A 13463-nucleotide genomic window follows, 5' to 3' on the forward strand; every position below is an offset into this window, starting at 1 on the left:
AGCGCTTAACTTTTGTGATATCCTAAAAAATAATTGTTGTTCATTCCAGTTTTTTGTGAACGGCAATTACAGTAATTCAGAGGTTTTTTTACAAATTGGATTAGAACCTCTTTGGACTAACTTTCCCCCGTGTAATTAGACATTCCTAAATGTTTATAGATGCCATGAAATTATTTTGAAAGGGGGATTCAACTTATGGAAACTATTGGTCGCCACGTAATTGCGGAATTATGGGGATGTAACGTAGAAAAGTTGAATAATATGGGCTTTATAGAACAACTATTTGTTGATGCTGCATTAAAATCAGGTGCTGAAGTAAGAGAGGTAGCATTTTCAAAATTTGCTCCTCAGGGCGTTAGCGGGGTTGTTATTATTTCTGAATCCCATTTAACGATTCACAGCTTTCCTGAGCATGGCTATGCCAGTGTGGATGTTTATACTTGTGGGGACCTTGATCCAAATGTGGCCGCAAATTACATCGCGGAATTATTACATGCTAAGTCAAGCGAAGTAATTGAAATACGAAGAGGTATGGGACCAATTAAAGTTCAGAAATCAAAAGTACAAGCACTCTAATTGAAATAAAGAGGTTGACTCAAAAATATAGCTATCTAAATCCCTTGTTATTAACAGTTTGTGCTAAAAAACTAGATTTAGATGTTAACTAGAGTCAACCTCTATTTGGTAGTTCACTTTCGTATGTGTCTTTATGTTATGATATACCTATGATAAGAGTTCTTGTCAGACTTCTACTTTTTCTATATCATAAAATAAAGATACTTAACTCAAATGACTGAGTACGATACGGAAAGTGGAGATGATTATATGCTATGTCCTGCTTGTCATCACAATGGAACTCGGGTACTTGATTCAAGGCCAAGTCATGAAGGGCGGTCCATTCGTCGTCGAAGAGAATGTGAGGAATGTAGTCATCGATTTACGACGTTTGAAATGGTCGAGGAAATTCCGCTGATTGTCGTAAAAAAAGATGGAACACGACAAGAGTTTTCCCGTGAGAAGATTTTAAGGGGATTAATACGAGCTTGTGAAAAGAGACCTGTTTCATTGGATACCCTTGAAAAAATTGTTAATGGTGTAGAAAGAGAACTTAGGGGCTTTGGGAAAAATGAAGTAAACAGTCATGACGTAGGTGAGCTTGTCATGGAAAGATTGGCAGATATTGATGATGTTGCCTATGTTCGATTTGCTTCGGTTTACCGTCAATTTAAGGATATTAATGTATTTATAAAGGAACTAACAGAGTTAATGAATAAGAATGAATAATAGAGCTTAAGCGTGATCGCTACAAGCTCTTTTTACGTGAGGAACTCTTTGTATGTTTATGGGGGTGAGAGAATGACATGGCATTGGAAAGAATTATTGCCAGTTGATCGATTTTCTGTGCGGACAAGCAATTATATAACAGAGATGGACAGACTTACACTAACATTGCTATATCAACCACTAACCGGAGCTATATCTCATAGCTTATACTTGACATTGCTATCACAATTAGAGAAGGATCAGTATTGGAGCAATGAGTTGACGCACAGACAATTGATGATGCTATTAGGTGTCTCACTCGAAGTTATATACGAAGAACGAAAGAAGCTTGAAGGAATTGGCCTTTTAAAAACCTATAAGCGTAAGGATGAGGATGGTGGGGCAACGTATTTATATGAGTTGCAGCCTCCTATGACGCCTAAACAATTCTTTGAAAATGATGTGTTAAGCGTCTATCTCTTTAATCGGCTTGGGAAGTCGCATTATCGTACACTTCGGGAACGTTTTACATTAGATAAGATTGACCATGACCAATATACGGAAATGACCTATGCGTTTGATGAAGTATTTGTCTCATTGCATCACTCCGAAATGGTCACAAATCTTCAATCTGAGACTGGCAATGCATTAAAAATGGAAAAAGGAAAAGAACTCCTCTCTATTAATGATCAAAATGAAATGATTTTTACTCAATTCGACTTTGATTTACTGGTAAAAAGTTTATCAACTTTTATTGTTCCAGAAGAGATATTAACTAGTGAAGTGAGAAAAATGATTAGTAGGCTAGCCTTTGTTTATAAAATTGAACCGCTTGAAATGAGTAGTATCCTACAGCAAGCTCTTCTTCATGATGAGAAACTAGACTTACTGGAGCTAAGGAAAAAGGCACAAGAATGGTACAAAGTTGAACATGGCAATGAACCACCGGGAATAGGCATGCAAAAGCAGCCGATGAATCAACAAACGATGGCAGGGAAAGAGCCACAGACAGAAGAAGAACGAGCCATAAAATTTTATGAAACGACATCTCCATTGGAACTGCTTGAAATTCGTTCCCACGGTGGGAAAGTAGCAGCTGCTGATGTAAAAATTATTGAGTCGTTAATTCTCGATCACCAGTTGTTCCCTGGAGTAGCAAACGTTCTTCTAGATTTCATGTTATATAGCCATGATATGAAATTGTCTAAAGCGCTAATTGATAAAGTAGCCGGTCATTGGTCTAGAAAGAAAGTGAAAAACGTAAAAGAAGCCATGCAGCTTGCCTTATTAGAGCAACGAAAAGCAAATGAGGCGAGTACTCAGAAAGTAACCCAAGCTCAAGCTAAGAAGCGAAGCGGTCAACGAAAACAACCGCAAAAGAGAGATAAACTTCCTAAATGGTTGGTTGCAGAGAAGCAAGAACAATCGACTACGGAGTCAAAAGCAAATGAGAAACCCAATCAAAAAAATGAAGATGAACAAAGTTTTGAACAAATGCTAGAGAAATTAAGAAAAAGCAAAGCACAGAAAGGAGGGAAATAAGGTATGGAATCTATTCAATCGGCTTTAAAACAATGGACGAAAGATAAGAACTTAGAACAAAGATTAGAGAATGCTAGAAAATCATTACTTGCTGATCCATTTGTAAAAGATGCGCTGGATAAAATACCGGTTACCGATGATGCTATCGACCAAGGCTTAATTAAGCTTTATGAGTTTAAAAATGAACGTTACAACTGTGAGAATTGTCCTGGTTTAGCAGCTTGTCCTAATATGATGCAAGGCTATCAACCAGAAATTATTTTTGCTCGTAAAGCAATTGATTTAGAGTATCATTCATGTTCTTTAAAGAAACAAGCAGAAAGTGCAAAGAAACAGCGTCAACTAATGAAATCACTTTATGTTCCAAAAGACATATTAACTGCAACTTTTGATGAACTAGATCTTGATCGAGATCGTGCAGAAGCAAGTCGAAAAGCATTAGAGTTTGTTGTTAATGCAAAGCCAGGTGAAGATGGACAAGGTCTTTATTTTTACGGACGTTTTGGTGTAGGAAAAACTCATCTTATGGGGGCTATAGCAAATGAACTTCGGGAAAGGGAAATCGAGTCCTTTATTGTTTATACGCCAGACTTCTTTCGTGAAATGAAACAATCAATTGGAGATGGTACGTTTCAAGAGAAGCTAGATATGGTGAAAAGAGCTCAGGTCCTTATTCTTGATGATATTGGAGCAGAAACCATCTCGGGATGGATTCGAGATGATGTGTTGGGGGCGATTTTGCAGCATCGAATGCTTGAAAACTTACCTACATTATTCACCTCGAATTATGACTACGATGAACTTGAGGAGCATTTAGCCTATTCTGAGCGCGGAGGAATTGAAGAATTAAAAGCAAAACGAATTATGGAAAGAATCAAGCACTTTACGACATTTGTAAGGGTTGAAGGAGCAAATCGCCGTGCTAGATAATGAAGTTTCTTCCAATAGCTTAGTCCTTACTTTGCGCATGGAGGTAACTATGGTAGGATAACAGTATCCTATATTGAGAGATTCGGAGGTACAACATGAGCATTGATGCTATATTAGAACGTGCCGTGAATGGTGAAAGATTGTCGGTGGACGATGTGGTTGCTCTATATGAGAGTGATGAAGTCGAAAAAATGGGAGAGGCTGCCAACCAAATTATGCTGAAATGGCACCCAGAACCAGTGACAACTTTTGTAATTGGACGAAATGTTAACTATACAAATTTCTGTGATACGTATTGTCGTTTTTGTGCTTTTTATCGTGCTCCAGGTCATAAAGAAGGATATGTTCTTGAAGATGAAGAAATCTTCAAGAAAATACAAGAAACGCTAGATGTTGATGGGACAGAAATCCTCATGCAAGGTGGGACGAATCCTGATTTGCCACTTAGTTATTATACTGATCTATTACGCGAGATTAAACGACGTTATCCGGCTATTTGGATGCATTCTTTTTCACCTGCAGAGATTTGGAAGATCGCTGAAGTGTCAGATTTATCAGTTGAGGATGTTTTACGTGAGTTACACGAAGCTGGGCTTGACAGTATGCCGGGTGGTGGGGCTGAAATTTTAACAGAGGAAACCCGTCTGCGTGTAAGTCGTTTGAAAATTACGTGGGAGCAATGGATTGAGGCGATGAAAGCTTCAAAGCGTGTTGGTATGCATGGCTCAGCTACGATGGTTATTGGGTTTGGTGAATCGTTTGAAGAGCGGGCTTTGCATCTTCAACGAATTCGTGATGCGCAAGATGAAACCGAATGTTTTACAGCCTTTATTTCGTGGTTATTTCAACCGGAGAATACAGGAATGTATAAAACGAAAAAGCTAACCTCGCGCGACTATTTAAAAAATGTGGCGATTTCAAGACTTTTTCTTGATAACATTCCAAACTTCCAGTCATCTTGGGTAACGATGGGACCAGAGGTAGGAAAGATGTCACTTCAATACGGTTGTAATGATTTTGGAAGTACAATGATGGAAGAAAATGTTGTTTCTGCTGCAGGTACAACTCATAAAGTAAATACAAATGAAATTCTACGTTTGATTCGCGAAGCTGGGAAAATTCCAGCACAACGTGATACGAAATACAATATTTTACGTGTGTTTGATGATAAGGAAACAGCAGCAAAAGATTTTATTATGCAAAACTAAAGATAGCGGAGTACCATCTATTCTTTAGTCTAACATTGATTTTCTATAAGGACCGACCATTGTGTCAGGTCTTTTTTTGTCGTATAGATGAGCACCAAGTTTGCTTAGTTATGCGTTTAAATAGTCCCTTCAAATGAAAATGCAATTTCTAATCATGTTTTTCTAATCTCAACATAGGATGGAAGTAGAGCCTGTCTGAAATGACGAAAAAGATGATGTTCACATAGAGGTGTTCGTTATATGTAAGGGGGAGTAAGCGTTGATAGCAATCCATTTTGAAGAAAGCTATGATTGCAAGCAGCTGTATAGTCAGCTGACAGCGTATATCCAAAAGTACGCTGAGTACGGCTTAGGTGGAGCTGTGAGAGCAGAAGGTGAAGATACGATTATTCTCAACTATGAACACAAACATATCGATTTTTATGATTCGTTTCATCCTTTGCTAGCTTCTGTGTTAACCGATTATGTCATTAGTTCAAAGGAGGATGAGTGGCTATTAGATATCATTGAAACAATGTTCTACTTTCATGATGAGGAAGAACAGGAACAGATTCTTACGATTGCCCGATCGATTCTAGAAGGTGATCGCAACGATCTTCCACAGATGAAATCGTTTTTTAATCGAAGGGAGTTTATTTATCAAGCATTTTCTACTCATTTGGAAGAGGATACGACTTTTTATTATGAACCATTTCTTACATTTCGCTTAAGAGATTATGGGGAAATCTTAATTGACTGTGTGGAGATGGCTATTGATGAGTATATGCTTGAGCAAGAATACCAAAATATGATTGAAGACTTCCGACAGTTTGTCCAATTCAAGCGTCCGAAGTTAGAGATGGTTTACATTGTTCATGATGAAACATTCACGTTCTATGATGAACATTTTCGTAGAATGACAAGAGAAGAATTGCTGTTCCATCTTCAGGACGATCTCGTTTTTGAACAAGAGGTAGATATAGAAGATATGGTTATTAGTCCTTTAGTAAGCATGGTGCCAAGACTTGTTCATGTCTTCTCAGATGACCCTGACCATGGAGTGATTTTATCAATTCAAGCAATTTTTCAGGAACGTATGAAGCTTTATCCGTTAAAAGCATATGATAAAGAATGGAGTTAATTTTGTAAATAAAATAGAGCGGCTGCGCCATTTTTTTATTGCCACTTGATTTTCTAAACAAGGCTCCCTATAATACTACATATCACAGTCAAACATGTAAGAGTCTTGATGAGGACATGAGGCGTTGTATCGGTTTTCAGAGAAGGAAGCATTTGCTGAGAGCTTCCTAACTAGAATAACGTTCTTACCACCTCTGAACTGCGGCAGGGAAACACACAAGTGGAATATCTGGCGCCGGTAACAACCGTTATTTTGTATCTTGAGGAGATTGATTTTGTTTTCTTGTGAAAATAAAACGATCTTGAACAAGGGTGGAACCACGAACTACACTCGTCCCTTCTATATGGAGGGATGGGTGTTTTTTATTTTAGATTAAGAAGGAGTGGACAAGCATGGCCGATGTTAAGATTACGTTTCCAGATGGTGCAGTCAAGGAGTTTCCAAGTGGAACGACGACAGAAGAGATTGCAGCGTCGATTAGTCCAGGGTTAAAAAAGAAGGCAATTGCCGGAAAATTGAATGATACATTACTTGATTTACGTACACCAATTACGGAAGATGGGAAAATTGCCATCGTGACACCTGATTCTGAAGAGGCACTTGAAATTGTTCGTCACAGTACAGCTCATGTAATGGCTCAAGCGATCAAACGTTTATACAAAGATGTGAAGTTAGGTGTAGGCCCCGTTATTGAAGGTGGGTTCTATTATGATATCGATTCAGAAGAGTCACTAACACCTGAAGACCTTCCGAAGATTGAAAAGGAAATGAAGCGTATTATTTCAGAAAATCTTGAAGTGAAACGTACCGAAGTATCACGTGAGGAAGCAATTCAAAAATATAAAGAAATCGGCGATGAGTACAAGTTAGAGCTTATTGAAGCAATTCCTGAAGGGGAAATGCTTACAATTTATGAGCAAGGTGAATTTTTTGACCTTTGTCGCGGAGTACACATCCCATCAACGAATAAAATTAAAGAATTTAAGTTATTAAGCTTAGCTGGTGCATACTGGCGTGGAGACAGCAAAAATAAAATGCTTCAACGGATTTACGGCACAGCGTTCTTTAACAAAGAAGATTTAAAAGAACATCTCCGCTTACTTGAAGAAGCAAAAGAGCGTGATCATCGTAAGCTAGGAAAGGAACTAGGAATCTTTGCTTTATCGCAAAAGGTAGGACAAGGCCTGCCGCTTTGGCTACCAAAGGGAGCAACCGTTCGTCGAATCATTGAACGTTACATCGTGGATAAAGAAGAACGACTTGGTTATCAGCACGTCTATACACCTATTTTAGGGAGCTCTGAGCTGTACAAAACATCCGGACACTGGGACCATTACAAAGATGATATGTTCCCTGTTATGGAACGCGATAATGAAGAGTTTGTTTTACGTCCAATGAACTGCCCTCATCACATGATGGTATACAAGCAGGAGATGAGAAGTTACCGTCAACTTCCGCTGCGTATTGCTGAACTTGGTATGATGCATCGTTATGAAATGTCTGGTGCGGTTTCCGGACTTCAACGTGTTCGTGGAATGACGTTAAATGATGCGCACATCTTCTGTCGTCCTGATCAAATTAAAGATGAATTTTTACGAGTTGTCCGACTCATTCAAGAGGTTTACAAAGACTTCGGTATTGAAAAGTATAAATTCCGTCTGTCTTATCGTGACCCTGAAGATACTGAAAAGTATTTTGATGATGATGAGATGTGGAACAAAGCACAAAGCATGCTAAAGGATGCGATGAATGAACTTGAAGGAATTGAGTACTTCGAAGCACAGGGAGAAGCGGCATTCTATGGTCCGAAGCTTGACGTTCAAGTGAAAACAGCACTTGGAAAAGAAGAAACGTTGTCAACGGTTCAGCTAGACTTCTTATTACCTGAACGTTTTGATTTAACTTATGTTGGAGAAGATGGTCAACAACATCGTCCAGTCGTTGTTCACCGTGGAGTTGTATCAACAATGGAGCGCTTTGTTGCCTTTTTACTTGAAGAGTACAAAGGGGCATTCCCGACTTGGTTAGCTCCAATACAAGCACAAATTATTCCTGTTTCAAATGATGTGCACCTTGGATACGCGAAGAAAGTACAAGAAGAGCTCCAAGCAGTAGGAGTTCGAGTAGAAATTGATGAGCGTGATGAAAAGCTTGGGTATAAGATCCGTGAAGCACAAATGCAAAAGATTCCATATATGCTTGTATTAGGTGATAAGGAAAAGGAAGCAAATGCTGTGAACATCCGTAAGTATGGGGAGCAAGATTCTGCATCTGTTTCTTTGGAAGAGTTTGTAGAGCAAATGAAGTTAGAAGCTAGGAAGTAGAAGAGAATATTGCAAAAGGGAAAATCACCCTTTTATCTTTATGAGAGCGAACAAGTTTGCGATGGCTCCGCGCGCCGTGCGCCTTTTAGGAGAAAACCGCTCCTAAAAGGCTTAAGAGATAACGTCGGCTACACTCATCGCATCGAGAATATTGCAAAAGGGAAAATCACCCTTTTGCAATATTCTCTTGCATTCTTCTACTTCAGGAGGTAGAATAATTAAGTCGGCCACCAAAGAGTTGACGTGATTCGATGGTTATGATATAGTCATTGAGTAAATAATTTAACATTGGAAACAAAGCAAGCAGAAGCGCCCGCTTCTCACCTGATTGACGCGTATGCAGTTTACAGGTATGAACAGTTTCATTTCTATGAATGGACGAAGTGTGGGCGTAGTGTGCCTACACTTTTTTTGTACTTGAATGAAGGTGCATTGGACCACAATATCCATGCAAACCTTGCTTTGATTCGTTAAAATCCTTTGGAGGTGGCTCATTATTAGTAAAGACATGTTGGTCAATGAAGGGATTCGTGCACGTGAAGTACGTCTTATTGGAGCAAACGGTGATCAAGTTGGTGTGAAAACGAAACAAGAAGCACTAGATATGGCGCAGAATGTTAATCTTGATTTAGTTTGTGTAGCTCCAAATGCGAAACCACCTGTATGTCGAATCATGGACTACGGAAAATTCCGTTATGAGCAACAAAAGAAAGACAAAGAAGCGCGTAAGAAACAAAAGGTTATCAACGTGAAAGAGGTTCGTTTGAGCCCGACAATTGAAGATAATGACTTTAATACGAAGCTTCGTAATGCTCGAAAATTCCTTGAAAAAGGAGATAAAGTAAAAGCAGCGATCCGTTTCCGTGGACGTGCCATTACTCATTCTCAAATTGGACGGAAAGTATTAGAGCGTCTTGCAAAAGAATGTGAAGATATTGCAACAGTTGAAGCGATGCCTAAGATGGAAGGACGCAGTATGTTCCTTATTTTGGCTCCTAAAACAGAGAAGTAATATCTGAACTTGAAACAAGATTAAAGGGAGGACCTGAGTTATGCCAAAAATGAAAACTCACCGTGGAGCAGCTAAGCGTTTCAAGAAAACTGGATCTGGGAAGCTTAAGCGTTCACACGCATTCACTAGTCACTTATTCGGTAACAAGTCACAAAAGCAAAAGCGTAAACTACGCAAAGCTGGAATGGTTCATTCTGGTGACTTCAAACGTATTCGCGAAATGTTAACGTACAAAAAATAATTGATTTCGTTTTGATAGAAAAAGGAGGGAACTTCGATGCCAAGAGTAAAAGGCGGTTATGTCGCTCGTCGTCGTCGTAAGAAGGTATTAAAGTTAGCTAAAGGATATTTCGGTTCTAAACATACATTATTTAAATCAGCGCAAGGACAAGTAATGAAGTCTTTACTTTATGCTTACCGTGATCGTCGCAACAAGAAACGCGACTTCCGTAAGCTATGGATTACTCGTATCAACGCAGCTGCTCGTATGAATGGTCTTTCTTACAGCCGTTTCATGCACGGTTTAAAGCTTGCTGATATCAATGTGAACCGTAAAATGCTTGCTGAACTTGCTGTTACTGACGAAAAGTCATTTGCACAACTTGCTGAAAAAGCAAAAGCAAGCCTTAATGCATAAAAATAAAAAAGCGCGGCTTATAGTCGCGTTTTTTTATTTTGTCAAAAAAGGTCTAAATTCATGGGAACGGAAATATAACGTTTTCTAGAGGCAATGGAAAAGGAAGATCGGCTTTTTCCAATGTTTCTAAAAGGTAGGAGGATCTAAAAATGATCATAACGATCTATATTCTTTTCGCTAACACCCTTGCATTTGTTATAATGGGCATAGATAAGGCTAAAGCAAAAAATCGTCAAAGAAGAGTGTCTGAAAGGACTTTGTTTCTGTTAGCGTTAGTTGGAGGAAGTGTTGGTATTTATGCAGGTATGAAGAAGTTTCGGCATAAAACAAAGCACAAAAGCTTTGCTATCGGAATTCCATTAATGATTGTGATCCAATTTACAGTACTTGTCTTCATCTTACTAAATGTCTCGGCATAGACTAGAGAGAGGGGGACTAATAATGGAGGAGTTTTTAGAGCGTTCATTTCAAGTAATAGAACAAAGTGGTTGGTTTGCTCCGCTGTTTTTCGTCTTACTTCATGTCTTTAGGCAAGTATTTTTTATTCCTGTCTTACTCATTTGCCTACTTGGTGGTTATCTATTTGGGACGGTTTATGGATCCATCTATTCAATATTAGGGCTTACGGCAGTAAGTGTTGTCTTTTATGGTCTCATTCATATTTTTCCGAGCATGCGAAAGAAACTGACGAAATTGAAAAAAAGATTTTTAAAAGAGAAGCATCAGTTAACAGTTGTCCAAATGATGATTATGAGGTTGATGCCATTTATTCATTTTCATTTAGTTTCATTGTATTTGATTGAATCAACAAAGAATTTAAAAGAATATACGAAATATTCTTTTTTTGTAAGTATTCCACCGGCAGTGGTCTATACGGCATTTGGGGATATGATTCATGAACTGCCTTTAGCTGGTACGGTAGTCTTTGCTACATTTTTAGCGATTTTATTTTTGTTTTTTCGTAAAAAACGAACGAATATTAAATGGGATGACTTCTTCTCAACGTCTAAACAATAAGTGAAATAATATGAAACGTCATAAAAAAAGGGTGTCTCAAAGGTCGAAAAAAGACCTTTGAGACACCCCTTTTAATTATTTATTTTTTAAGTAGTTCTTTAATTGGACTTTTCCATTCAACTTTAGCATTTGGGTAACGTAAATGAATATCATCTGCAATAAATTGAAAGTCTTCTTTGCTCAATCCCGTTAGCTGGTCCGTTTGCTTTGCCCAAACATAAATAGAAATAATTTCAAAGGAATGCTCTGTCGTTCCGAGATATTTTTCCCCTTCAAACATAACACCTTTATATGTGATTAGAAAATTTTTTCGGACTTCATTGTCGTCGTCATAAAAGAAAAATTGCTTTCGGTCATGTGCTTGTTCTAGTTTCCGGCGTGGGTGAAATAAGTACTTAAACGCACTATAAGCAAGTACAAATAAAGCGATTAACAACAACAAACGGAATAAAATTACCATAAATAATCTCCTCCTTATGAGGTACAAATCATCGGAATGTATTTTGATTTTGACATAGGTTTATTAATAAAGTAAAGCTATTATGTTATACGAATCACTTGGACTTTGGTTACGTGTTTTTTAAAAAAATTGTTATAATTAAATAGATAGGAGGATTGTCTATGGAAATACAGAAATTATTTGCCATTCAAAAAGAACTTAATGACCGAATTGTTCAAGAGCATCACCTGATAGGACGAGATTTATTTAAGGAACAACTACTTGCATTGATCGTTGAAATCGCAGAACTAGCCAATGAAACAAGATGCTTTAAATATTGGAGCCGAAAGTCATCCTCGGAACGTTCAGTAATTTTAGAAGAATATGTAGACGGGTTGCACTTTATTTTGACACTAGGGTTAACATTAAACCTTACTTCGGTTACGGTGAAAGAATATAATCAAGAACGACAAAGCGTTACTGATCAGTTTCTTCTTATTATGAATCAAACACATGAACTAGATGCTGACCGGACACAAGAAAAATTTCAGCAACTTGTTGATGGATTTTTTTCATTAGGTCAACAACTTGGTTTTTCAAATGAAGAAGTAGAAAAAGCTTATCTAGTAAAGAATAAAGTGAATCATGAAAGACAAGATAGCGGGTATTAGGGAATTGATAAATGAAATTGAAGCCACTGAAAAAGGAGAAAGTTGATCTTTTTTAGTGTCCTTATGGAATTAGCCTTTTTAAATTTGTAGGTACTAGCAGTCTTGTTTTAGATTCATTTGAGTAGCGAAATTGTTTTCTGTATACTGAAAATATAGTTGATACTTAGGAGGTTATACATAATGACAAATCTTGATGAACGTTTACAAATGTTAAAGGATTTAACAGATGCAAATGGAGTTCCTGGAAATGAGCGTGAAGCTCGAGAGGTAATGAAAAAATACATTAGCCCATTTGCTGATGAGGTAACAACAGATAAACTTGGAAGTCTTGTTGCGAAGAAAACAGGAAATGCCGAAGGACCAAAAATCATGGTTGCAGGCCATCTTGATGAGATTGGTTTCATGGTGACTAGCATTGATGAGAAAGGATTTCTTCGCTTTCAAACAGTCGGTGGCTGGTGGGAACAAGTTATGCTAGCCCAGCGTGTTACGGTTATGACAAATAAAGGAAATATTCCAGGAGTAATCGGCTCAAAACCTCCTCATATTCTAGCTCCTGAAGCAAGAAAGAAGCCCGTTGATAAAAAAGATATGTTTATAGATATCGGTGCAACAAGTAAAGAGGAAGCAATGGAATTTGGAGTACGTCCTGGTGATTCAGTCGTTCCGGTTTGCGAATTTACAGTCATGAAAAATGAAAAGCTATTAATGGCTAAAGCATGGGATAACCGAATTGGGTGTGCTATTGCAATTGATGTCCTCCGTGGTCTACAAGGAGAGAACCACCCGAATACTGTGTATGGTGTTGGTACCGTACAAGAAGAAGTTGGCCTTCGTGGTGCACGTACATCAGCACACTTAATCCAACCTGATATTGGTTTTGGTGTGGATGTAGGGATAGCTGGAGATACACCAGGTGTAACAGAAAAAGAAGCGTTAGCAAAGATGGGAGATGGCCCTCAAATTGTCTTGTATGATGCATCGATGATTTCTCACAAAGGTTTACGTGACTTTGTGACAGATACAGCAGATGAGCATAATATCCCATATCAATTCGACGCAATGGCTGGTGGTGGTACCGATTCTGGAGCCATTCACTTAACAGCAAATGGTGTTCCAGCTTTATCCATTACAGTAGCAACTCGTTATATACACACACATGCTGCTATCTTACATCGTGATGATTACGAAAATGCAGTGAAACTCATCGTTGAGGTTATTAAAAAGCTTGATAAAGACACCGTCGAGAAAATAACGTTTTCTTAAACAACTGTTAGATTAAACGAGAAGAGGTTGCTCA

At 38.2% G+C, this 13463-nt stretch carries 15 protein-coding genes and 2 other annotated features; of the genes, 14 read left to right on the forward strand and 1 reads right to left on the reverse strand.

Features of this window, described 5'->3' with window-relative positions:
• The first annotated feature begins 195 nt into the window (after positions 1-195).
• From speD to SAY88_RS02755, 12 genes are all read left to right on the forward strand, one after another.
• Complete coding sequence (gene speD / locus SAY88_RS02700) at positions 196-576, forward strand: adenosylmethionine decarboxylase (RefSeq protein ID WP_332629104.1); 381 nt, start codon at positions 196-198, stop codon at positions 574-576.
• Between the two features lie 249 nt (positions 577-825).
• Positions 826-1284: a transcriptional regulator NrdR gene (gene nrdR, locus SAY88_RS02705; protein ID WP_250096660.1), complete on the forward strand. Its 459-nt coding sequence runs from the start codon at positions 826-828 to the stop codon at positions 1282-1284.
• A 72-nt stretch (positions 1285-1356) separates the two neighbouring features.
• A complete protein-coding gene (locus SAY88_RS02710; protein ID WP_332629105.1) occupies positions 1357-2805 on the forward strand; it encodes a replication initiation and membrane attachment family protein in 1449 nt (482 codons plus the stop codon).
• Positions 2806-2808: 3 nt separating this feature from the next.
• On the forward strand, positions 2809-3735 hold the full coding sequence (gene dnaI, locus SAY88_RS02715; protein ID WP_332629107.1) for a primosomal protein DnaI: 927 nt from the start codon (positions 2809-2811) through the stop codon (positions 3733-3735).
• A 95-nt stretch (positions 3736-3830) separates the two neighbouring features.
• Positions 3831-4943 carry a cyclic dehypoxanthinyl futalosine synthase gene (mqnC, locus tag SAY88_RS02720; RefSeq protein ID WP_332629108.1) on the forward strand — a complete coding sequence of 371 codons (1113 nt, stop codon included), beginning with the start codon at positions 3831-3833 and terminating at the stop codon, positions 4941-4943.
• 259 nt (positions 4944-5202) lie between these two features.
• Positions 5203-6063, forward strand: a complete 861-nt coding sequence (ytxC, locus tag SAY88_RS02725; RefSeq protein ID WP_332629109.1) for a putative sporulation protein YtxC — start codon at positions 5203-5205, stop codon at positions 6061-6063.
• A 96-nt stretch (positions 6064-6159) separates the two neighbouring features.
• Positions 6160-6404: a binding site (T-box leader), on the forward strand.
• A 51-nt stretch (positions 6405-6455) separates the two neighbouring features.
• The gene (thrS, locus tag SAY88_RS02730) at positions 6456-8387 is read left to right on the forward strand and encodes a threonine--tRNA ligase (protein ID WP_332629111.1); all 1932 of its coding nucleotides are present in this window, start codon (positions 6456-6458) and stop codon (positions 8385-8387) included.
• 295 nt (positions 8388-8682) lie between these two features.
• Positions 8683-8805 (forward strand) — a sequence feature (ribosomal protein L20 leader region).
• A gap of 90 nt (positions 8806-8895) precedes the next feature.
• Positions 8896-9399 carry a translation initiation factor IF-3 gene (gene infC / locus SAY88_RS02735; RefSeq protein ID WP_332629113.1) on the forward strand — a complete coding sequence of 168 codons (504 nt, stop codon included), beginning with the start codon at positions 8896-8898 and terminating at the stop codon, positions 9397-9399.
• Positions 9400-9439: 40 nt separating this feature from the next.
• On the forward strand, positions 9440-9640 hold the full coding sequence (gene rpmI, locus SAY88_RS02740) for a 50S ribosomal protein L35 (RefSeq protein ID WP_034627113.1): 201 nt from the start codon (positions 9440-9442) through the stop codon (positions 9638-9640).
• Between the two features lie 36 nt (positions 9641-9676).
• The gene (rplT, locus tag SAY88_RS02745) at positions 9677-10036 is read left to right on the forward strand and encodes a 50S ribosomal protein L20 (protein WP_332629117.1); all 360 of its coding nucleotides are present in this window, start codon (positions 9677-9679) and stop codon (positions 10034-10036) included.
• 149 nt (positions 10037-10185) lie between these two features.
• The gene (locus SAY88_RS02750) at positions 10186-10455 is read left to right on the forward strand and encodes a DUF1294 domain-containing protein (protein ID WP_332629120.1); all 270 of its coding nucleotides are present in this window, start codon (positions 10186-10188) and stop codon (positions 10453-10455) included.
• A gap of 22 nt (positions 10456-10477) precedes the next feature.
• Positions 10478-11053, forward strand: a complete 576-nt coding sequence (locus SAY88_RS02755; protein WP_332629122.1) for a TVP38/TMEM64 family protein — start codon at positions 10478-10480, stop codon at positions 11051-11053.
• Positions 11054-11132: 79 nt separating this feature from the next.
• Here the strand turns inward: SAY88_RS02755 and SAY88_RS02760 are convergent, their stop codons facing one another.
• Complete coding sequence (locus tag SAY88_RS02760; protein ID WP_332629124.1) at positions 11133-11513, reverse strand: sigma-w pathway protein ysdB; 381 nt, start codon at positions 11511-11513, stop codon at positions 11133-11135.
• A gap of 161 nt (positions 11514-11674) precedes the next feature.
• Between SAY88_RS02760 and SAY88_RS02765 the strand changes: the two genes are divergently transcribed.
• Together SAY88_RS02765 and SAY88_RS02770 are read left to right on the forward strand one after the other, a co-directional pair.
• Positions 11675-12163, forward strand: a complete 489-nt coding sequence (locus SAY88_RS02765; RefSeq protein WP_332629125.1) for a dUTP diphosphatase — start codon at positions 11675-11677, stop codon at positions 12161-12163.
• Positions 12164-12343: 180 nt separating this feature from the next.
• Positions 12344-13429, forward strand: coding sequence for a M42 family metallopeptidase (locus SAY88_RS02770; RefSeq protein ID WP_332629127.1), 1086 nt, complete (start codon positions 12344-12346; stop codon positions 13427-13429).
• Positions 13430-13463 lie beyond the last annotated feature (34 nt).

It is taken from the genome of Halalkalibacter flavus, from assembly GCF_036663575.1.
Classification (GTDB): domain Bacteria; phylum Bacillota; class Bacilli; order Bacillales; family Bacillaceae_D; genus Halalkalibacter; species Halalkalibacter flavus.